General features: G+C 59.0%; 25 protein-coding genes. All 25 read right to left on the bottom strand.

Annotated elements, in window-relative coordinates:
- Positions 1-26 precede the first annotated feature (26 nt).
- Positions 27-776: a triose-phosphate isomerase gene (gene tpiA, locus T518_RS04310; RefSeq protein ID WP_036375781.1), complete on the bottom strand. Its 750-nt coding sequence runs from the start codon at positions 774-776 to the stop codon at positions 27-29.
- A gap of 75 nt (positions 777-851) precedes the next feature.
- A complete protein-coding gene (locus tag T518_RS04305; protein ID WP_036375778.1) occupies positions 852-2045 on the bottom strand; it encodes a phosphoglycerate kinase in 1194 nt (397 codons plus the stop codon).
- A 108-nt stretch (positions 2046-2153) separates the two neighbouring features.
- Positions 2154-3176 (bottom strand): type I glyceraldehyde-3-phosphate dehydrogenase, encoded by a 1023-nt coding sequence (gene gap, locus T518_RS04300; RefSeq protein WP_005841058.1) that lies wholly within the window; start codon positions 3174-3176, stop codon positions 2154-2156.
- Between the two features lie 298 nt (positions 3177-3474).
- A complete protein-coding gene (scfB, locus tag T518_RS04295; RefSeq protein ID WP_036375775.1) occupies positions 3475-4887 on the bottom strand; it encodes a thioether cross-link-forming SCIFF peptide maturase in 1413 nt (470 codons plus the stop codon).
- Positions 4888-4943: 56 nt separating this feature from the next.
- Entirely contained in the window at positions 4944-5081 is a 138-nt protein-coding gene (scfA, locus tag T518_RS11565) for a six-cysteine ranthipeptide SCIFF (protein ID WP_005841055.1), read from the bottom strand.
- Positions 5082-5153: 72 nt separating this feature from the next.
- A complete protein-coding gene (locus tag T518_RS04290; RefSeq protein WP_036375772.1) occupies positions 5154-5930 on the bottom strand; it encodes a histidinol-phosphatase HisJ family protein in 777 nt (258 codons plus the stop codon).
- A 6-nt stretch (positions 5931-5936) separates the two neighbouring features.
- Positions 5937-7454: a Na+/H+ antiporter NhaC family protein gene (locus T518_RS04285; protein ID WP_036375770.1), complete on the bottom strand. Its 1518-nt coding sequence runs from the start codon at positions 7452-7454 to the stop codon at positions 5937-5939.
- 81 nt (positions 7455-7535) lie between these two features.
- On the bottom strand, positions 7536-8414 hold the full coding sequence (gene rsmA / locus T518_RS04280; RefSeq protein WP_036375767.1) for a 16S rRNA (adenine(1518)-N(6)/adenine(1519)-N(6))-dimethyltransferase RsmA: 879 nt from the start codon (positions 8412-8414) through the stop codon (positions 7536-7538).
- Positions 8407-8973: a ribonuclease M5 gene (gene rnmV, locus T518_RS04275; protein WP_036375764.1), complete on the bottom strand. Its 567-nt coding sequence runs from the start codon at positions 8971-8973 to the stop codon at positions 8407-8409. The genes rsmA and rnmV overlap by 8 nt, the downstream gene beginning before the upstream one ends.
- Positions 8974-9019: 46 nt before the next feature.
- Positions 9020-9706, bottom strand: coding sequence for a dTMP kinase (locus T518_RS04270; RefSeq protein ID WP_036375762.1), 687 nt, complete (start codon positions 9704-9706; stop codon positions 9020-9022).
- A gap of 18 nt (positions 9707-9724) precedes the next feature.
- Complete coding sequence (locus T518_RS04265) at positions 9725-11194, bottom strand: aminotransferase class I/II-fold pyridoxal phosphate-dependent enzyme (protein ID WP_081828414.1); 1470 nt, start codon at positions 11192-11194, stop codon at positions 9725-9727.
- Between the two features lie 113 nt (positions 11195-11307).
- Positions 11308-11496 (bottom strand): hypothetical protein, encoded by a 189-nt coding sequence (locus T518_RS04260; protein ID WP_036375759.1) that lies wholly within the window; start codon positions 11494-11496, stop codon positions 11308-11310.
- Complete coding sequence (locus T518_RS04255) at positions 11493-11948, bottom strand: nitrous oxide-stimulated promoter family protein (protein ID WP_036375756.1); 456 nt, start codon at positions 11946-11948, stop codon at positions 11493-11495. Before T518_RS04255 ends, T518_RS04260 begins: the two co-directional genes overlap by 4 nt.
- 81 nt (positions 11949-12029) lie before the next feature.
- Complete coding sequence (locus T518_RS04250; RefSeq protein ID WP_036375752.1) at positions 12030-12794, bottom strand: TSUP family transporter; 765 nt, start codon at positions 12792-12794, stop codon at positions 12030-12032.
- A 111-nt stretch (positions 12795-12905) separates the two neighbouring features.
- Positions 12906-13340 carry an ATP synthase F1 subunit epsilon gene (gene atpC, locus T518_RS04245; RefSeq protein ID WP_036375749.1) on the bottom strand — a complete coding sequence of 145 codons (435 nt, stop codon included), beginning with the start codon at positions 13338-13340 and terminating at the stop codon, positions 12906-12908.
- 3 nt (positions 13341-13343) lie between these two features.
- The gene (atpD, locus tag T518_RS04240) at positions 13344-14756 is read right to left on the bottom strand and encodes a F0F1 ATP synthase subunit beta (protein WP_036375746.1); all 1413 of its coding nucleotides are present in this window, start codon (positions 14754-14756) and stop codon (positions 13344-13346) included.
- A 22-nt stretch (positions 14757-14778) separates the two neighbouring features.
- Positions 14779-15636: an ATP synthase F1 subunit gamma gene (gene atpG / locus T518_RS04235; protein ID WP_036375743.1), complete on the bottom strand. Its 858-nt coding sequence runs from the start codon at positions 15634-15636 to the stop codon at positions 14779-14781.
- Between the two features lie 16 nt (positions 15637-15652).
- Positions 15653-17170: a F0F1 ATP synthase subunit alpha gene (gene atpA / locus T518_RS04230; protein ID WP_036375740.1), complete on the bottom strand. Its 1518-nt coding sequence runs from the start codon at positions 17168-17170 to the stop codon at positions 15653-15655.
- 24 nt (positions 17171-17194) lie between these two features.
- Positions 17195-17737: an ATP synthase F1 subunit delta gene (gene atpH, locus T518_RS04225; protein WP_036375738.1), complete on the bottom strand. Its 543-nt coding sequence runs from the start codon at positions 17735-17737 to the stop codon at positions 17195-17197.
- Positions 17731-18234: a F0F1 ATP synthase subunit B gene (atpF, locus tag T518_RS04220; protein WP_036375735.1), complete on the bottom strand. Its 504-nt coding sequence runs from the start codon at positions 18232-18234 to the stop codon at positions 17731-17733. The genes atpH and atpF overlap by 7 nt, the downstream gene beginning before the upstream one ends.
- 39 nt (positions 18235-18273) lie before the next feature.
- Positions 18274-18525, bottom strand: coding sequence for a F0F1 ATP synthase subunit C (gene atpE / locus T518_RS04215; RefSeq protein ID WP_036375732.1), 252 nt, complete (start codon positions 18523-18525; stop codon positions 18274-18276).
- 77 nt (positions 18526-18602) lie between these two features.
- Positions 18603-19280 carry a F0F1 ATP synthase subunit A gene (atpB, locus tag T518_RS04210; RefSeq protein WP_036375730.1) on the bottom strand — a complete coding sequence of 226 codons (678 nt, stop codon included), beginning with the start codon at positions 19278-19280 and terminating at the stop codon, positions 18603-18605.
- A gap of 32 nt (positions 19281-19312) precedes the next feature.
- A complete protein-coding gene (locus T518_RS04205; RefSeq protein WP_036375727.1) occupies positions 19313-19684 on the bottom strand; it encodes a hypothetical protein in 372 nt (123 codons plus the stop codon).
- Between the two features lie 314 nt (positions 19685-19998).
- Positions 19999-20256, bottom strand: coding sequence for an AtpZ/AtpI family protein (locus T518_RS04200; protein ID WP_036375726.1), 258 nt, complete (start codon positions 20254-20256; stop codon positions 19999-20001).
- A 145-nt stretch (positions 20257-20401) separates the two neighbouring features.
- Complete coding sequence (wecB, locus tag T518_RS04195; RefSeq protein WP_036375885.1) at positions 20402-21538, bottom strand: non-hydrolyzing UDP-N-acetylglucosamine 2-epimerase; 1137 nt, start codon at positions 21536-21538, stop codon at positions 20402-20404.
- Positions 21539-21560: the final 22 nt, after the last annotated feature.

Genomic DNA, 21560 nt, shown 5'->3' with positions numbered 1-21560 from the left:
CTAACTCCGAAAGGATGAAGAATCAATCAGAAGTTGACGATCTCGCTGAAGTCCTTAGCCTTGAGCGATGCGCCGCCAACGAGAGCGCCGTCGACATTCGGCTGCTTCATGAGGTCTTTGATCGTAGCCGGCTTGACGCTGCCGCCGTACTGGATGCGGATGCCGTCAGCTGCTTCCTGGCCGAATTCTGCAGCAACCGTCTTGCGGATGTGCGAGCAGACTTCCTCAGCCTGCTCGAAGGAAGCCGTCTTGCCCGTGCCGATAGCCCAGATCGGCTCGTAAGCGATGACGAGCTTTGCTACCTCTTCCGGCTGGAAGCCAGCGAGGGCAGCCTTGACCTGGCCTGCGACGAAGTCGAGGTAAACGCCAGCTTCGCGCTGCTCGAGGGACTCACCGCAGCAGATGATCGGCGTGATGCCAGCAGCGAAAGCAGCATGAGCGCGCTTGTTGACGCCCTCATCCGTCTCGCCAAAGTAGCCGCGGCGCTCGCTGTGACCGAGTACGCAGTAATCTACGCCGATCTCGTTGAGCATGCCCGTGGAGATCTCGCCCGTGAAGGCACCATGGCTTTCCCAATGGACGTTCTGTGCACCGACGTGGATGTTCGTGCCGAGTGCTGCGTCAGCGACAGCTGCGAGAGCCGTAGCCGTCGGGCAGACGACAACCGTCACCTTGGCATCCTTGACGAGCGGAGCCAGGCCACGGACGAGGTTCTTGCCCTCGACGATCGTGTTGTTCATCTTCCAGTTGCCTGCAATGATTGGAGTTCTTGCCATTTTTGAAATACCCCCTGAATTCTTATCTGCACTTCCGAAGGCCCGCTTCGCGCAGGCCCCGGAATAAAAACCGTCTTATTTGTCAGCCAGAGCTGCGATGCCCGGCATCTCTTTGCCTTCGAGGAACTCGAGCGTAGCACCGCCGCCCGTCGAGACGTGCGAGATCTTGTCCGTCAGGCCCGTCTTCTTGAGGGCTGCAACGGAATCGCCGCCGCCGACGATAGAGATAGCACCGTTGTCCGTAGCCTTGGCAACAGCCTCAGCGACAGCCAGCGTGCCATGTGCGAACTTGTCGAACTCGAATACGCCCATCGGTCCGTTCCAGATGACCGTCTTAGCGCCTTCGAGAGCCTTCTGGTACTCTTTCGACGTCTTCACGCCGGAGTCGAGGGCCATCCAGCCATCCGGTACCTTGTCGACGTCGACCGTCTGCGTGTTGGCATCAGCAGCAAACTTGTCGGCGATGACGAGATCGACCGGCAGGACAACCTTGACGCCCTTGTCAGCAGCCTTCTTGAGCAGCTCGCGGGCGAGGTCGTACTTGTCCGGCTCGCAGAGGGACGTGCCGATTGGCAGGCCCTTGGCTGCGTCGAACGTGTGAGCCATGCCGCCGCCGATGATAATCGTGTCAACCTTGTCGATCATGTTGCTGATGACGCCGATCTTATCGGAGACCTTTGCGCCGCCGATGATGGCAACGAACGGATGCTGCGGGTTCTCAAGCGTCTTGCCGATGTAGTTGATTTCCTTTTCCATCAGGAAGCCTGCGACCGTCTCGATGTACTTCGGAACACCTGCGTTCGAAGCATGAGCGCGGTGAGAAACGCCGAATGCATCATCGACTGCGAGGTCGCAGCCGGAAGCGAGCTGTTTTGCGAACTCAGGATCGTTCTTCTTCTCTTCCTTGTGGTAGCGGAGGTTCTCAAGCAGCAGGACATCGCCCGGCTTCAGCGCAGCTTTTGCAGCATCTGCCTCTGCGCCGACGCAGTCGGAAGCCCACTTGACATCGCGGCCGAGCAGCTCGGAGAGGTGCTTGACGAGGTACTTCGTAGAGAACTTGTCCTCGCGAGCCTCGGTCGGACGGCCGATGTGGCAGGCGATGACGAGAGCTGCACCGTGGTCGAGCAGGTAGTTCAGAGTCGGCAGCGTGCGGACCATGCGCGTGTCGTTCGTGATGTTCATCTTGTCGTCGAACGGGACGTTGTAGTCGACGCGGACAAATACCTTTTTGCCGTTGACGTCAACATCTTTGATGGTTTTCTTGTTCATCGTAAAACCTCCAAGGTCATTTTCTCATAAAAAATGAGGCCCGGCCCAAACAAACGGCCGGACCTCAAGAGATCTTCTACTGTATTCAGTTGAGAACTCTTAATTCAATTACTTTACTTCCTCAGCGAAGTACTTGATCGTGCGAACCATCTGGCTCGTGTAGGAGTTCTCGTTGTCGTACCAGGAAACAACCTGTACGAGGGAGTTGCCGTCGCCCGTGTGGGAAACCATCGTCTGCGTAGCATCGAACAGGGAGCCATAACGCATGCCGACGATATCCTTCGAAACGATCTCGTCTTCGTTGTAGCCGAAGGACTCCGTAGCAGCAGCCTTCATAGCAGCGTTGATGCCCTCAACCGTGACTTCACCCTCAACAACAGCGTAGAGCAGCGTCGTGGAGCCCGTCGGGGTCGGAACGCGCTGTGCAGCACCGATGAGCTTGCCGTTCAGGTCCGGCAGAACGAGGCCGATAGCTTTAGCAGCACCCGAGGAAGCCGGAACGATGTTCTCGGAAGCAGCACGGCTGCGGCGGAGGTTACCCTTGCGCTGCGGGCCATCGAGGACCATCTGGTCGCCCGTGAAAGCGTGGATCGTCTGCATGATGCCGCTCTTGATCGGAGCGAACTTGTTCAGAGCGTCAGCCATCGGAGCGAGGCAGTTCGTCGTGCAGGATGCAGCGGAGATAACTTTCGTGCCAGCCGGGATCGTCTTGTGGTTCGTGTTGAAAACGATCGTCGGGAGGTCGTTACCAGCCGGAGCGGAGATAACAACTTTCTTAGCGCCTGCTGCGAGGTGAGCGGAAGCCTTCTCCTTGGACGTGTAGAAGCCCGTGCACTCGAGAACGACATCTACATCGTGCTTAGCCCAAGGAATGTCTTTTGCATCGCGCTCAGCATAGATCTTGATCGTCTTGCCTTTGACCGTGATCGTGCCAGCTTCGTCATCAGCGGAGACCGTGTCAGCATACTCGTATCTGCCCTGGGAAGAATCGTACTTCAGCAGGTATGCGAGCATGGACGGCTTCGTGAGATCGTTGATTGCAACGACTTCATAACCCTCAGCATCGAACATCTGACGGAATGCGAGACGACCGATACGGCCAAAACCATTGATAGCAACTTTTACTGCCATTTGAAAATTACCCCCTAAATAGTCTTAGAAGTTTCAGTTCTTACAGGTCTAATGATACAATAAACGCTGTCCAAATGTCAATGGTTTTGTCATAAATTGAAGCAATTACAGTCGCGGTAAAAATGTATATTGTCAGAATATTTTGCTCTTAATTTCCAACAAGAATTTTCTCCCTTGTGACGGTCGAGAACACTGATAAACAATAGGAAGTCCACCCTTCCCATAGAAAAGCTGACAAGCATTTTTGCTTGTCAGCTTTTCTATTATACATAAATTATATTAATACTTCAGGGAAATATCATTCCCCATCCGCAGTCGTCTGCTCCTCTTTCTCCATCTTCTCGAGGGCCAGCAATGCCTGCACGAGGATGGCGCATTCGAGGCGCTTTTTCTGGATCTCGCAGCCGACTTCATACGGCTGGCGGATATCGCCGTGGAAGAGGTCGGCATTGGCGTGGCAGCCGCCCGAACAGAAGAAGCGCGCCCAGCAGTCGCGGCACTTCTCTTTGTTGAGCACGTGGCTCTCGCGGAAGTACTGAGGAAGCTCCGTGTTCGTGATGCCCTCGTAGATGTCGCCGAGCTTGTAGCCCTCGCGGCCGACGAACTGGTGGCACGGGTAGAGGTCGCCGTTTTCGGACACGGCGACGTACTCGTGGCCGGCGCCGCAGCCCGAGAGGCGCTTGGCGACACACGGCCCGTTCGAGAGGTCCATGTTGAAGTGGAAGAACCAGAAGCCCCTGCCCTCGCGATGGCGCTTCATGTAGGCCTCCGTCAGGCGGTCGTACTCCTCGCGGATGCGCGGCAGGTCCTCCTCCGTGAAGCCGAGCGGGCTGTCCTTCATGACGACCGGCTCGACCGAGAGGATGTTGAAGCCCTCGTCGACCATCGAGAGGACGTCCTTCGTGAAGTCCATGTTGTTGTGGGTGTAGGTGCCGCGCAGATACGTGTAGACGCCGCGGTAATCCCAGTCGCCGCCCTTGCGGCTCGCGATGCACTTCTTGAAGTTCTTGACAATGCGGTCGTAAGTGCCGTGGCCGCCCGCGTCCGGGCGCATGGCATCGTTGACTTCCTTGCGGCCGTCGAGCGAGAGCACGAGCGAGAAGTCGTTGTCGTTGAGCCACTTGATGTTCTCGTCGTTCAGCAGCATGCCGTTCGTCGTCATCGTGAGCTTGAACTTCTTGCCCGTCTCCTTCTCGCGCTGGCGGGCGTACTCCGTCACAGCCTTGACTGTCTTCATGTTCATCAGCGGCTCGCCGCCGAAGAAGTCGACCTCGCAGTGCTTGCGCGGGCCGCAGCTCTCGATGAGGAAGTCGATGGCGCGCTTGCCGACCTCCGGCGTCATGACGGCGCGCTCCTGACCGTAGCTGCCGCCGTCGCCGAAGCAGTACTTGCAGCGCAGGTTGCAGTCCTGGGCGACCATGAGGCAGATGGACTTGATGAGGCCCTTCTGCTTGAACGTCGGCGGCACATCGATGTCCGGCGCGAAGAGCTCGCCCATCTCCATGAGCTCATGGAGTTCCCCGAGCGCCTCGCGCAGATCCGCTTCCGGATACGCATCCTTGAGGGCCGCCACGACTGCCTCGTCATTCGCGCCGTCGAACGTGTCCATCATGTCGTAGATCATCTTGTCGATGACGTGGACGGCTCCGCTGTTGATGTCGAGCAGGATGTAGTGGCCGCCCTGCTCGAATTTATGGATTTTCGCTTTCATCAGTTACTCCTTGATAGAAAAAAGCCTTCCCAGATGGGAAGGCTCTTCACGAAACATTATTTCTCGCAAACCTGGTTGCCTACCGTGCAGGAAGTCTTGCAAGCAGACTGGCAGGATGCCTGGCACTCGCCGCAGCCGCCCGTCTTGAGCGAAGCCTGCATCGAAGGTTTGTTGACCGTCTTGATGTGTTTCATCGTCAGCCCTCCTAACTAGATAAAATCATATCTTCTTTTATTTTATCTGTTTTCGCCTGTATTCGCAAGAATTTATTTTGTGCAGGACACCATGCGGCGCTCAGCAAACGTCACGAGCCCGAGGCCGACCATCGCGGCGAGCTCCTCGGCCGCGCCGAAGTTCACAGCGACAGCATCGGAGATGTGCGCGTCTGAACCGAGCGTCACATAGCGGCCGCCGAGCTCGCGGTAACGCGCGTAGACGGGCATGAGCTCCTTACAGGCAAGGCGGCTGCCGAGGCGGCGCGTGTTGAGCTCGAGGACGGTATCCGTCTCGATGGCCGCGCGCAGGATCTTGTCGATATCCTCCTGGAATGTCCCGTAGGAGACTTCTGGGTTCGCATAAGGCGCATAGCGCGAGATGTAGTCGATATGGCCGAGCACATCGATGTGGGCGCCGTAGCGGCGGACATTCTCTGCCATGAGCTCATAATAACGATGAAACGCTGCTTCTTTGCTCTTGCCCTCGTAATAGGCCGGGTAGTAGATGTCCTGGCCGTCGACGATGTGCTGGGAGCCGATGACGAGGTCGAAGGGCTCCTGCTCGAGGAAGTGCAGGTTGCCCTCAAGGATGGCCTCATTCATGCCGATCTCGATGCCGAGGCGCAGATTGTCGCCGCGGTACGGCTCATAGGCCTGCCAGTACGCCTGCGGGTCAAAGGAAAAATCCATCTCGCCCGGGTAGTCGAGGTCGAGGTGCTCGGTGAAGACAAGCCCTACGCCGGCCTTCTCGGCCATCGCGATGGCGTCGGCCGCCTTCATCTCGGAGTCGGCCGAGAAGGTCGTGTGGCTGTGACTGTCAAAGATCATGGTCCATCAGCCTTTCTCTTCTTCGATAGCCGGGACCTTCGCGCGGATGATGACCATCGCGATGGCCAGGCAGATGATGCCCGTCAAGAGGCCGAGCCAGCCGTTCTCCGTCAGGCCGTCCACGATGTAGCCGAAGAAGCTGCAGGTCGCGACGACGCCGACGTACGGCAGCTGCGTGCTGACGTGGTCGATGTGGTGGCACTGTGCGCCGGCCGATGCGAGGATCGTCGTGTCGGAGATTGGCGAGGCGTGGTCGCCGCAGACAGCGCCCGAGAGGACGGCCGCCACGCAGACGACGAGCATGCTCGGGTCATTCATGCCGAGCACGGCAATGGCGATCGGAATCAAGATGCCGAACGTGCCCCACGACGTGCCCGTCGCAAAGGCGAGGCCCGCCGCCACGAGGAAGAAGATCGGCGGCAGGAACATGATGATGGAGGCATGGGCGCTGACGATTGCGCCGACGAAGCCGCCGAGGTTCAGGTAGTCCTTGCTGCAGATGCCCGAGAGCGTCCAGGCGAGGCAGAGGATGAAGATGGCCGGCGTCATCGCCTTGAAGCCCCAGCCAAAGCTGTCGCAGAAGGCATTGAACGTGATGATGCGGCGCGGCAGGTAGAGGACACCCGTGAAGACGAAGGCGATGAAGGAGCCGAGCACGAGCGACTTGGCCGAATCGCAGTTCGCAAATGCCTCCGCAATCGTCTTGCCCTCGTGGATGCCGCCCGTGTAGAGCATGCCGTAGACGCAAGCTGCGATGAGCACGAGGAGCGGCAGGATGAGGTCGATGATCTTGCCGTGGCCGAGCTCCATGTCGGCCGACTTCTGCTCGGCGTCAGCGTACTCCTTCGGGATGACGAACTTCTTGCTGTTCGCGCGGATGCTCTCACCCATCGCCGCGAAGTCGCGGGCCGTCCAGATGATGAAGAGCATGAAGAGGATCGTCAGCCAAGCGTAGAGGTTAAACGGGATCGTCTGCAGGAAGAGACTGAAGCCATCAATCGTGCTGTCTTCCGGCAGCGAAGAACCGACGGCGGCGGCCCAGCTCGAGACTGGCGCGATGATGCAGATTGGCGCCGCCGTCGCATCGATGATGTAGGCGAGCTTCGTGCGCGCGACCTTGAGCTTGTCCGTGACCGGGCGCATGACGGTGCCGACAGTCAGGCAGTTGAAGTAATCGTCGATGAAGATGACGATGCCTAAGAGTGCCGTCAAGAGGAGCGCACTGCGCTGTCCCTTGATGGTCTTCGAGGCCCATTCGCCGTAGGCGCGCGTCGCGCCCGAGCGGCTGATGGCCGCGACGAGGATGCCGAGGATGACGAGGAATACGAGGATGTTGACGTTGCTGCCGACTTTGTCGGACATGACGGTGAACATCGTGAGGATGGATTCGAGGATGTTGCCGCCCGTGAACAGCAGGGCACCGGAGAAGATGCCGATGATCAGGGACATGTACACCTCTTTTGTCCAAAGAGCCAGCACGATCGTGATGATCGGCGGCAGGACGGACCAGGCTGTTGCTGCCATTATCATACCTACTTTCTTATATATGGTTTGCTTATTGATACAGACATATTCTATAACAAGATTGTCATAGTAGCAAATACTTTATGCATTTTCCTGCACAGAAAAGGCGTCGGCAAGGCGACCGAATTCTTCAAGCGTCAAGGTCTCGCCGCGGCGCGTCGGATCGATGCCCGACTGCTCGAGCGCATCGCGCACGGCCTCCTTCTGGAAGCCGCCGCCCTTCAGGGCGTTCATGAGCGTCTTGCGGCGCTGGCCGAAGGCAGCCTTGACGACGCGGAAGAAGAGCTTCTCGTCCCGCACGGCCACGGCCGGCTCCTTGCGCACGCGGCACGAGACGACGACGCTCATGACCTCCGGCGCGGGGATGAAGGAGCGCGGCGGCACGTCGAGCACGATCTCGGGCTCCGTGTAGTACTGGACGGCGACCGAGAGCGCGCCGTAGATGCGCGAGCCCGGCTTGGCCGTCATGCGCTCCGCCACTTCCTTCTGGACCATCGTGACCATGTGCGTGATGGGCAGATGGCGCTCGAGGAGCGCCATGAGGATCGGCGTTGTGATGTAGTACGGCAGGTTGGCCGCGACCTTGAACGGCGCCTCGCCCATGATCTCGGGGATGTTGACCTTGAGGATGTCGCCCGGCACGATGCGCACGTTGTCGTACGCCTTGAGCGTCTCCTTGAGAACGGCCGGCAATTTCTTGTCGAGCTCGACGGCCGTGACATCGGCGCCGGCCTCGGCGAGGCCCTGCGTCAGCGTGCCGATGCCCGGGCCGATCTCCAGGACGCGGTCGCCCGGCTTGACCTCAGCGGCATCGACGATGCCCTGAACGATGCGCGCATCGATGAGGAAGTTCTGGCCGAGCTTCTTGCTCATGCGCAGGCCGAACGCCTTGAGGATGTGCATCGTGACATCGCGGCTCGCGATCTTCGGCTGCAGTACCTTCTCGTCTTCTTTATTCATGACTCTCCTCCTGCTCTCTGTTCTCACGCTCCATATCCTCGAGGGCGCGTTCAAATTCTTCTCGCGACACGCCGTAGTGGTTGAGGCGCGTCAGGAACGTCTTGGCGTTGGCAAAGCCGAGGCCGAGCTTCTCGCCGAGGCGCGCGCGGCGCACCGAGGCATCCGCAGCGCCTGAGAGGCCGTGGATGATGAGGTCGGCACCCGTGAACGTCTTCTTGGGCTCCCAGTCCAGCGTGCGGACCTTGGCGAGCGCCTTGCGGATGGCGTCAGGCTTCGCCTGTTCGATGCCGATGTCGTCGTTATCCGTCGCCTCTTCGACGGGCACGAAAGCGTGCTTGGCCTCGGGGAAGCGACGCGAGAGGTACTTGCGGATGCGCTCGCCGGCCGAATCGGGGTCCGTCATGATGATGATGCCGCGCTTCTTGTAGGCCTGCTCGATATTCTTGAGCGCCTGCGGCTTGAGGTTGAATCCCTCCGTGATGATGCAGTCGGCCTCGACTGCCTTGTCGATGGCGACGACATCCATCTTGCCCTCGACCACCAGAACTTCTTTGATCATAGTATTCCTTTCTCGGGCCCTTCCATATCCGGGCCTTGTCCTCTCTTCATTCCATACCTTCGAGCAGCGGCATAATGGCCGCGTAGACATCGGCGTGGATGGCCTCGACGGCGCGCGGCTCGCCGTGCTCGCTGCAAGCAACGCGCGTCCAGCCGTATTTCTTGGCCAGCTCCTCGTAAGCCGCATGGCAGCGGTGCAGGTATTCTTTGTCGCGCTCGTGGATGTCCCTCTCCTGCGCCTGCGCCGCGGCTCGCGCCGCAATCAGGCGGTCGGCCACCTCAGGATCCATGTCGAGGAAGACGACCTTGTCGGGCACGGGCAGGCCGAGCTTGTTGAACTCGAAGTCCCAGAGCCAGTCGAGGAACGATTCGCGCTCCTCCCTGTCCGTCAGCTTGACGGCCTGATGGACCATGTTCGACGTCGTGTAGCGGTCGGCGAGGATGATCGCGCCTGCCTCGTACGCCTTCTTCCACTTCATGCGGTACGACGCGTAGCGGTCGACGGCGAAGAATGTCGAGGCCGCATAGGCATTGACATCTTCCGCATGGCCGCCGAAGTCGCCGCGCAGGTACATGCGCACGAGCATCGAGGAATCCGCCGCGTAGTCGGGGAACTCGACGCGGTGCACGCGGTAGCCCTCGCGGCAGAGGTGCTCGTAGAGCGCCTTCGTCTGCGTGGCCTTGCCTGAGCCGTCGCCAGCCTCAATGATGATGAGTTTGCCTTTTTTCTCCATGTGCGTTTCCCCCTCTGCTCACTTGACGACCTGAATACGCCCGAGCGATGCGTCGCGTGGGCCGACGACCTTGAGGCCGAGCGCCTGCATCGCCTCGATGTAGCGCAGGCTCGCCGCATCGATGACATCGCCGGGGCACAGGATTGGGATGCCTGGCGGGTAGAACATGACCTGCTCCGCCGCGATATGCCCCTCTGCCTCGGAAAAGGCCACACTGCCCTTCGGTGCAAAGAACGCCTCGCGCGGCGTCATGCCCTGCGCGGGCACAGCGGGCAATTTTGTCGACACGGCCCCAGACGCCTCGCTTCCTCTGCGATGGTCGCGCGCGAGCCCCTGCAGGGCCCGCAGCAGATAATCCGCCTGCTCGTCCTTGTCTGCGTACGAGAGGATGAAGAGCAGGTTGCGCGCATCGGAGAGCTCGCACTGGACCTTGTACTCATGGCGCAGGATGGCCTCGGCTTCGACGCCGCTGAGGCCGAGCCCCGTGACCTGCACGGTGATCTTCGTCGCATCGAGCCCTGTCGCACCAGGATAACATGTGTATTCCGGGCCAAACGACCAGAGGCCATCGATCGCGTTGATGGCACTGCGCAGCCTGCCCGCGAGGCGCACGGCCCGGCCGACCGTCTCGCGGCCATTCTCCGCCATCTGCAGCCGCGCGATGTCAAGCGACGCCAGCAGGAGCTGGTTCGGACTCGTCGACTGCAGCAGGCTCGCGGCCTCGCGCACGCGCTCGCGGTCCACGCGCGGCCCGTTGACGAGCAGCATAGAAGCCTGCGTCATCGCACCGAGTATCTTGTGGGTGCTCTGCGCCGCCATGTCGGCGCCGCAGTCGATGGCCTGCGGCGGCAGGGCCTCCGAGAAGCGCAGGTGCGGGCCGTGCGCCTCGTCGACGAGCAGCAGCATATCGTGCGCATGGACGAGCGCTGCGATGCGCGCAAGGTCAAAGGTCACGCCGTAGTACGTCGGGTAGACGCAGGCCAGTGCCTTGGCCTCAGGATGCGCTGCAATGGCCCGGGCCACTGTCTCCTCCGTCAAGCCCATCGCGATGCCGAGGCGCTCGTCGACCTCCGGCTGCAAAAAGACGGGGTGCGCGCCCGCGAGGATGATGCCGCCGATCATCGAGCGGTGCGCATTGCGCGGCACGAGCACCGCATCGCCCGGGCGCAGCGCGCCCATGAGCATCGTGTGGATAGCCCCCGTCGTGCCGTTGATCATGAAGTACGCCTGATCGGCGCCGTAGAGCGCGGCCGCCATTTCCTGCGCCTCCTTGATGCACATCGTCGGCTCGTGCAGGTCGTCGAGCTCCTCCATCAGCGAGACTTCCTCGCGAAGGCCTTCTTCCGTCACGAGCGCCTTCAAGAGAGGATGCGCGCCGAGTCCCTGCTTGTGGCCCGGCGTGTGATAGGCACGCGCGCCGTCCGCCGCATAGGCACGCATGGCCTCGGCAATCGGTGCCCGCAGGATGTCATCCCTGTGCTGCTCCATATCATTCTTTCCCCTTTCGATCACTTATCCACCGTCCCTGTTAAAAATGTGCATAAAAATGTGGATAACTACGCCAAAAAACGCCAAGTTATCCACAGACTGCATCCTTATCGTTATCGTTTTTTCTGCCGCCGCGCGAACAGGATGGCCAGGAAGATGACCACCGCGCCGATGACGATAGCGATGTCATTCTTGCCGAAGAGAGCCTCCGAGCCGCTATCCTCTACCTTTGCGCAGAATGCCAGTCCGACGAGCACGACGACGAGGAGATTCGATACCTTCCTGAGTGTTGAACGGTTCATTTCTTGCCCTTGCGCTCCTTGGCACGCTCCTTCGCAGCCTTCTCCTTCGCCTTGACCTTGTCGTCGAGCTTCTTCTGCTGCTGGTACTTCGCGTAGTCGACGCCCATGCTCGCCAGCTTGTGCTTGACGCTCATCATCGGATGACGCAGGAACATGCGCTTGCTCGTCGAGTCCATGATCTTGAGGAACTCCTGCGTCTGCTTCGCGCCGAAGCACGGGCGCTCGCAGCGGTCGCAGATCGGCTTCGTGATGCCGTACGGGCAGCGGTTCATCTTCGTCATGACCGTCGCCAGGAGTGCCGTGCACTTCGGGCAGAGCTTGTCGCCCGACGTGCCGTGATGGCTGTGGCAGTAGATGCCGAACGCCTTGCGGATATTCGCCTTCTCCTTCGGGATATTATTCTTGATCTCTACCGGTTTCTTCTTCGGCAGGAAACGCGAGAAAATACTCATGTCAATCACCCTTCACTGTGGTTTCAAAAGATAAATACTACTCTATTGTAAGGTCAACGGCAAAGAAAAGCAAGGCCGCACTCACTTGAAGAGCTCGAAGAGCTGCTTGCCGATGAGCACCGTCGTCATGACGATGAAGAGCGGACGCACATAGCCCGCGCCCTTCGAGAGCGCCACTCGCGCACCGCACCAGGCACCGACGATCATCGCGAGGCCCATCGGAATGGCGTGTGCGAAATCGACGATGCCGAAGTAGCTGAAAAGGACAGCTGCCGAGATATTGCTCGCAAAGTTCAGCGCGCGCGCATTGGCCGCAGCACCGAGGAAGTCGAAGCCGACCATCAGGAAAGCGAAGAGCAGGAAGGAGCCCGTGCCCGGACCGAAGAAGCCGTCGTAGAAGCCGAAGGTGAAGGCCACGAGACACGAGAGCGCGAGCAGCTTTGCGCTCATGCCCTGATACGTCGACTCCTTGCCCCAGTCCTTCTTGCAGATGCTGTAGATCAACACGAGGACCAGCATGACGACGACGAGCGGCCGCAAAAACTCCGACGGGATCAGGCGCACCGTCACGACGCCGACACCAGAGCCGATCAGGGAGATCGGAAAGAGCCGGCGGATGAGCCAGCCGTCGACCTTGCCGGAACGTACGAACGTCACGAAGCTCGTGAAGGCCCCCATGACGGCCGCTACCTTGTTGGTGCCGAGCACTGTGAGAGGCGGCAGACCCGTCCACATCAGCGCGGGGATTGAGATGAGGCCGCCACCGCCGACGACGGAGTCGATGAACGCCGCCATGAAACCGAAGAATACGAGGAATGCGAGTGTGTTCACATCCAATAATTCCATAAAATAACGCCCTTTCTTGCATGATATCTCTCATCATTATAGCATAAATCCGCACACAACAAGAAAAAAGAAAAGCCCCGCAGCAGTGCTGCAGGACTTTCGAGTCAATCCTTATTCTTCGAATTGCGAGCCGAGTGCGCGCAGACGCGCAATCGAGCGGCGCAGTGCGAGTTCGGCGCGGTCGATATCGACGTCCTTGCCCTCAGGCGTGCCCTGATGGAAGGCGGCGATGCGGGCCTTGGCGCGGGCCATGGCCTCCTTCGCGCGGTTGATGTCGATGTCGATTGGCTGCTCAGCAGCCGTCGCGAGGACCGTGATCTTCTCCGGCGTGACTTCCATGAAGCCGCCCGCAACCGCGATGAGCTGCTCATCGCGGTCTGCGCCGAGGCGGATGCGCATGGCATGCGGCACGAGACCCGCGACGAGCGGGGCATGGTGCGGCAGGATGCCGAGCTCACCGCCCGTCGAGCGGACGATCAGCATGCTGATGTCATTCTCGTAGACCACTTTATCCGGTGAGACAATCTCCAGCTTGATAGTCGCCATCGATTATCCCTCCTCTTCTTTGATCTTCCGTGCTTTCTCCACTGCCTCATCGATCGTGCCGACCATGTAGAAGGCATTCTCCGGCAGGTCATCGTACTTGCCCTCGAGGATCTCCTTGAAGCCGCGTACCGTCTCCTTGAGCGGCACGTACTTGCCCGGCGAACCCGTGAACACCTCTGCGACGAAGAACGGCTGCGAGAGGAAGCGCTGGATCTTGCGCGCACGCGAGACAGTCAGCTTATCCTCATCGGAGAGCTCTTCCATGCCGAGGATGGCGATGATGTCCTGGAGTTCCTTGTACTTCTGGAGCACGGCCTGGACACCACGGGCAACTTCGTAATGCTCCTCGCCGAGGACTTCGGCGTTGAGGATGCGGCTCGTCGAATCGAGCGGATCGACGGCCGGGTAGATGCCGAGCTCGGCAATCTGACGCGAGAGGACCGTCGTGGCATCGAGGTGCGTGAACGTACCAGCCGGTGCCGGGTCCGTCAGGTCATCGGCCGGGACATAGACTGCCTGAACCGACGTGATGGAACCATTCTTCGTCGAGGTGATGCGCTCCTGCAGAGCACCGATATCCGTGGACAGCGTCGGCTGATAACCGACGGCCGACGGCATGCGGCCGAGCAGTGCCGAAACCTCAGAACCAGCCTGGATGAAGCGGAAGATGTTGTCGATGAAGAGCAGCACGTCCTGATGCTGGACATCGCGGAAGTACTCTGCCATCGTCAGGCCCGTCAGGGCGACGCGCATACGTGCTCCTGGCGGCTCGTTCATCTGGCCGTAGACGAGTGCCGTCTTGTCGATGACGCCCGACTCAGTCATCTCGCCCCAGAGGTCGTTGCCCTCACGGGTGCGCTCGCCGACGCCGGCGAAGACGGAGTAACCGCCGTGCTCCGTCGCGATGTTGTGGATGAGCTCCATGATGAGGACCGTCTTGCCGACGCCTGCGCCGCCGAAGAGGCCCGTCTTGCCGCCCTTGGAGTACGGAGCGATGAGGTCGACGACCTTGATGCCCGTCTCGAGGACCTGTGCGCTCGTCTCCTGCTCGTCGAACTTCGGAGCCGGGCGATGGATCGGCCAGGACTCCTTGTTGCCGACAGGAGCTGGGTTGTGGTCAACCGTCTGACCGAGTACGTTGAAGACGCGGCCGAGGCACTCCGTGCCGACCGGGACCATGATCGGGTTGCCCGTGTCGACTGCTTCCATGCCGCGCGTCAGACCGTCCGTCGAGCTCATGGCGATGCAGCGCGTGACGCTGTCGCCAAGATGCTGCATGACCTCGACGACGAGGTCGATGTCAATGCTCGTCTTGCCCTTGATGGTGACGGCATTGAGGATTGCCGGCAGCTCGCCCGCCGGGAATTCAATATCTACGACAGGTCCGATGACCTGTACGACTTTACCTTTTGCCAATGGTAAACCTCCTTATATGCCCTCACTTAAGGGCTTCGGCGCCGCCGACAATCTCAGTGATCTCACGGGTAATGCCAGCCTGACGTACTTTGTTGTAATGCAGATTGAGTTTATCCATGAGGTCTTCTGCGTTGTCCGTCGCGTTGCTCATCGCGTTCATGCGCGAGGAGAGCTCGCTGGCTGCCGACTGCAGAAGCGCTGCATAAACGACCGTGAAGAGATACTGCGGCAGTATGAAACCGAGCACCGTAGCGGCATCTGGCTCATAGATGTACTCGACGTTCAGGTCGTCCTGGTCCTCTGCCTTCAGCGGGGCGAACGGGAGCAGCGCCCCCGATTTCGGCTCGCAGCTGATGGCCGAGACGAACTTCGTGTAGACCATGTCGATCTCGCGGTACTCGCCCGTCTTGTAGAGCCGGATGAGCTCGAGAGCGATGTCCCGCGCCGCCTCAGAAGACGGGTGCTCGCTGATGCCGATGAACTCCTTGATGACCTTGTGGCCGCGGGTCTTGAAGTGGCCCACGCCCTTGCGGCCGACGATGACGAAGTCCGTATCGTCCGCTTTCTCGATGAGGGCCTCTGCCGCCTTGCAGGCATTCGACGAATACGCACCTGCCAGTCCCTTGTCCGAGGTGATCAGGAAGACGAGCTTCCTGCCATCCTCGTGCTTCTCGAGCAGTGGGTGCGAGAAGTCCATGCCTGCATTCTTGGCGATGGCGTGGACGACCTCGCTGACCTTCTGTGCATAGGGACGGTTCGCGGTTGCAGCCTCTTTGGCATGGCGCAGACGGCTCGTAGCGACCATGTTCATGGCACTCGTGATCTGCTTGGTACTCTTTACGCTCTTGATGCGATGGCGAATATCCTGTAAACTAGCCAAAAAGAATCACCTCGCCTTACGCCATTTTATACGGTACAGTTTCCTTGAACTCCACGATCGCGTTCTTGAGCTCCGTCTCCAGAGCATCATCGAGTTTCTTCTGGTCAATGATCTTCTGTGCGACTTCCGGATGCTGCGTGCGCATGAACTTCAGGAAGTCCGTCTGGAACTCGACGACCTTCTCGACCGGGATATCAACGAGATAGCCCTTGGCGGCCGTGTAGATGACCATGACCTGTTCCTGGACGAGCAGCGGGCTGTACTGCGGCTGCTTCAGCGTCTCGACCATGCGGATACCGCGGTCGAGCTGTGCCTTCGTCTCCTTGTCGAGGTCCGAGGCGAACTGCGAGAACGCTGCGAGCTCGCGGTACTGCGCGAGGTCGAGGCGCAGGGTACCTGCTACCTGCTTCATGGCCTTGATCTGAGCCGAACCGCCGACACGCGATACGGAGAGGCCGACGTTGATGGCCGGGCGGATACCAGAATAGAAGGAGTCCGTCTCGAGCATGATCTGGCCGTCCGTGATGGAGATGACGTTCGTCGGGATGTAGGCCGAGAGGTCGCCGGCCTGCGTCTCGATGATCGGCAGAGCCGTGATGGAGCCGCCGCCGAGCTCATCGTTGAGCTTCGCTGCGCGCTCGAGCAGGCGGGAATGCAAGTAGAAGACATCGCCCGGATATGCTTCACGTCCTGGCGGTCTGCGGAGCAGCAGGGACATGGCGCGGTAAGCAGCTGCGTGCTTCGTGAGGTCATCGTAGACGCAGAGGCAGGCCTTGCCCTGATACATGAAGTGCTCAGCCATAGCGACACCGGCATACGGTGCGAGGTACTGCAGCGGCGAGCTGTCAGCAGCCGTAGCAGCGACGACGATCGTGTAGTCCATGGCGCCGCGCTCTTCGAGCGTCTTGACGACGCGCGCGACCGTCGAGGCCTTCTGGCCGATGGCGACGTAGACGCAGATGCAGTTCTGGTCGTGCTGGTTGAGGATCGTGTCGATGGCGATGGCCGTCTTGCCGATGCCGCGGTCACCGATGATGAGCTCGCGCTGGCCGCGGCCGATCGGTACGAGGGCGTCGATGGCCTTGATGCCCGTCTGCAGCGGCTCCTTGACCGGCTTGCGGTCTGCGATGCCCGGTGCCGGGTACTCGACCGGACGCGTCTCCGTCGTCTCGATCTTGCCCTTGCCGTCGATTGGACGGCCGAGGGCATCGACGACGCGGCCGATCATGGCCTCACCGACAGGAACCTGCATGATGCGGCCCGTGCGCTTGACCTGCGAGCCCTCTTTGATTTTCGTCTCGCCGCCTAAGATAACGGCACCGACGTTGTCCTGCTCAAGGTTCAGGACCAGACCATAAATATCATTGCCGAAATCGAGCAGCTCGCCCGCCATAGCCTTGTCGAGGCCATGGATGTGTGCGATGCCGTCACCGATCTCGATAACGGAACCAACATCATCAACATTGAGGTCCACATCGTAATTCTTGATCTGGTCCTTGATGATGGCCGTTATTTCTTCCGGATTCATTTTCATAACTTCGCTGTCACCCCAGTTTCATCACTCGTTAGCCAGTAATTTTCTCTTCATCGTCTCGAGACGGCCAGCGACACTGCCATCGATGCGGCGGTCACCGATCTTGACGACGACGCCGCCGATAAGGGACTTGTCCTCGTGGAGGCGGAGCTCCACCTTCTTGCCCGTTATCTGTTCCAATTTGTCTGCGATGGCCTTCTGCTGCTTCTTCGAGGCAGGCGCGACCGTCGTCACGTCCGCGATCAGGATGCCCCTGGCTTCATTCGAGAGCACGCGGTACTCATCCACTATTGCCGGGAACAGCACGAAGCGGTGCTTGTCGACCAGCAGCAGCAGGAAATGGTACACGTTCTTCGAGAGCTCTTTCTTGAAGCATTTCTGCAGGAGCTCCTTCTTCTGCTTCGGATCAACCTGCGGATTGGAGAAGAACTCCATCGCCTGCGGCACGGACTCGATGCCCTCGCGCGCAGCCTTGAGTTCATCGCCATACTCCACGAGCTTTTCCTCTTCCTGCGCAATCTCGAAGATTGCCTTGGCGTATTTCCGTACAAGCTGTAAGTTTAGCATGGCAGATCACCAATCTTGTCCTTGTCGAGTTCCTTGACGAAATCCGAGATCAGCGCTTCGTTCTCGGACTTGTCCATGTTCTTAGCAACGATCTTACCGGCGGCTGCCATGGACAGCGTAATCATCTCGGTGCGCAGCTGCTGGACCGCATGCTCGCGCTCACGGTCGATCTCAGCCTTTGCTGCCTTGCGCATCTGTTCAATCTCGCGCTTGACTTCAGCGCGCTTTGCCTCGCGCTCCTCACTTGCACGCTTCTCGGCCATCAGGACGATGTTCTCCGCCTTGACGTTCGCCTCCGCAAGTTTTGCCTTGTACTCAGCCAGGAGCTTGTCGGCTTCCTCAGCATCTGCATCCGCCTTGTCGAGGCTTTCCTGGATGCGGTCCTGACGAGCTTTGAGCATCCGCACGACCGGTTTATAGGCAACAGCACGAAGGAGACCAGCCAAGATCAAGAAGTTCAAGATCTGAGCGATCAATGTGGCATTGATATCTATCAATTGCTATGCCCCCCTTTTACGTTCTTCATCAAAATGGAATTATTTGATGAGCGGGTTCGCATAGAGCATGATCAGGGCAACGACCGTTGCGATGATTGCCATGGACTCGATGAGGCCGACGGAGATCAGCGTATTCGTGAAGAGCTTGCTCTGTGCTTCCGGCTGACGCGTGATACCTTCGATAAAGCGGCTCGTGACAAGACCATCACCGAGGCCAGCGCCGACTGCAGCCAAACCCATGCAAAGACCTGCACCTACGAGAGCTGCTGCGACCATGATTGCGTTTTCCATGAAAAGATCCTCCTTGATTCAACAATTAAAAACAGAATACGGAATGAACAATGCTTTTTTACACCATGCGACAGACATCACGACTCTTCTTCATCTTCCTTGACTGCATTCGCAAGGTAAGCCATCGACAGCATCGTGAAGATGAACGCCTGGACTCCGCCGACAAAGATACTGAATGCCAGCCAGATGACTGACGGGATCGGCATCCAGATCGGCATCAGCTTGAGCAGGATGATGATCAAGATCTCACCTGCCAGGATGTTGCCGAATAGACGGAACGACAGCGTGATTGGCTTGGCAATCTCTTCGATCGCGTTGATGATGACAAATACCGGCGTCGGCTTGAAGAAATGCGCGATATAATGACCGCCCTTCATGTGGACACCCAGTACGTGTACCAGTACGACGACGAGCAGCGCCAGCCCCAAGGTGGTGTTCAAGTCATTCGTCGGCGAAGACAACGTCGGGATGAGTCCCAGCCAGTTTGACGTCAGCAGGAACATGAACAGCGACATGATGAACGGCGCCAGGAACAGTCCCCGCTTGCCCATCATGGAGCTCACCTGCGTGTCGAGCCACGAGACGAGGATCTCCACCACATTCTGCCAGCCCGTCGGAATCATCTTGAGGTTCCGCGTTGCCAGCCATGAGATCAGGATGACGATCGCCATCGTGAGCCAAGTCATGCAAAGGGTCTCCCAGTTGAATGTCAACCCGGCGAAATGCACTACTTCGCGAACACCAATTTCATGCATAACCTATACCTCCCTCCTAGGTAAAACCCAAATTATTTTTTACCGAGGTTCATGTGGATCAGCAGGAACAGGGCGAGTCCATAGCAGACGAGAAAACCGAGCGCCGTGACGAGGAATACCGGTACGGAGATCGTCACCGCGACGAGCAGGACGAGGAAGAGCACGAGCATCCGGAGCACCATGCCCCAGAGCATCTGCCTCTTGCCGCCACTCTGCATGTACGTCAGGCGCCAGAGGCGCCAGGCCATGTTCCAGACAAATACCAGCGCCGCGAAATAGCCGAGGAAGAGTGCGCCGATGAGCTGCCCTTCTCCTCTCGCGAGCAGAAGGCTGCCGATCATCAGCGCCGCAAGCCCAAGGGCAATCGCGAGGCGCTTCATGAAGACCGATAAAATCTGTTTCATATTCCTCCTCTGACGACGGCAGGCGCCGTCTTTGATGAATATCATGTGGATGCGAGGAAGCCAAGGTCTCCTCTTTCTTCTTCCAATTCGACATGCGTGACAAGAATCCTGCCATCTGCAAAAAGAAAGCATCGATGTTTTCTATTATCACGGACAATATCGATAAGAAGTATTTATAGTAGGATAAATCATCGGTATTGTTTACTATTGATTTATCGCAATGACTATTATATGCGATAGGCACCCAGATGGCAAGCTTTTTTTCACCAAACAAAAAAGTCTTGCGATTGCGACAGTAAGATGCCTGACTTCCCTCAGACAATCCCGTTCTGCTTGAGCTGACGGAACAGGGTGTAGAAGGCGCCGGGGAAGCCGACGAGGATGCCCGTGAGCTTGCCTGCATAGCCGCCGCCCAAGAGATACGTGTCCGCCAGATTCCCGAGGAACAGACAGATGCCGACGAAGACGGCGAGGTAGATGCCGACGCCACTCAAGACAGCGAAAGCCTTGATGGCCTGGCGCAGGCCCGTGCGCAGCATCTCATGCGTCGTGTCCTTGTTTTTCTCGTCCATTTGAACCCCTCTTTTCATTCTACCATGCACCTTGCAGATTCGATAAAAACCGACAGGCACATAAAAGAATTTCATCGTACTGCAAAATCGGATTTATGGTGCGCTTGTACCAAAAAAGCCCTCCCATAGGGAGGGCTTATATCGCTTAGCCTTCAAAGACATCCGGTCGGCCGTCTGCCAGTCCGTAGTGGTAGAGGATGGCCTGGATGATGCGCGCGGCTGCCTTGCCGTCGCCGTACGGATTGACCGATTCAGCCATGCGGCTGTACTCCGCCTCGTCCGTCAAGAGCTTCTTCGCCTCTTCGTAGACGCGCTCGCGGTCCGTGCCGATGAGCTTGACCGTACCGGCATCGACTGCCTCCGGGCGCTCCGTCGTATCACGCAGCACGAGGACCGGCTTACCGAGCGCCGGCGCCTCCTCCTGGACGCCGCCCGAATCCGTGAGGATCAGGTGCGCCTTGTGCATGAGGTTGGCAAACGGCTCGTAGTCGAGCGGATCGATGAGGTGGACCTTCGCGAGCCCGCCGAGTTCTTCGTTGACGACTTCGCGGACCTTCGGGTTCTTGTGGACGGGGAAGACGACCTCGACGTCGTCGAACTCCTCCGTCAGCTGCTTGAGCGCCTTGTAGACATGGCGCATCGGCTCGCCGAGGTTCTCGCGGCGGTGCGTCGTGACGAGGATGATGCGCTTGTTTTGGAAGTCGACGTCCTTGAGGGCTTCCTCCTGGAAGTCAAAGTCATCGCGCACCGTGTGGTGCAACGCATCGATGACTGTGTTGCCCGTGACGAAGATGGACTCGGGCGGCACATTCTCTGCGAGCAGATTAGCCTCCGACGTGCTCGTCGGCGCGAAGTTGAGGTCGGCGATGCAGCCTGTCAGTCGGCGGTTCATCTCCTCGGGGAACGGCGAGTACTTGTTGTGGGTGCGCAAGCCCGCCTCGACGTGGCCGACGGCCGTCTGATGGTAATAGGCAGCGAGTGCGCCGGCGAATGTCGTCGTCGTGTCGCCGTGGACGAGCACGATGTCCGGCTTCTCCTCCGTCAGGACCTTGTCGAGGCCCATCATGGCTCGCGTCGTGATGTCAAAAAGTGTCTGGCCGGCCGCCATGATGTTGAGATCATGGTCCGGTTTGATCTGGAAGAGATTGAGTACCTGATCGAGCATCTCGCGATGCTGTGCCGTGACGGCCACGACCGGCAGGATGGTGTCCGGATGCTTCTGGAGCTCGAGCACGATTGGTGCCATCTTGATTGCCTCCGGGCGCGTGCCGAAGACCGTCATGACCTTGATCTTCTTCTTTTCC

This window comes from Mitsuokella jalaludinii DSM 13811 (assembly GCF_000702905.1).
Classification (GTDB): domain Bacteria; phylum Bacillota; class Negativicutes; order Selenomonadales; family Selenomonadaceae; genus Mitsuokella; species Mitsuokella jalaludinii.
The sequence above is the reverse complement of the archived record's forward strand: the minus strand, read 5'-3'. Positions and strand labels throughout refer to the sequence as shown.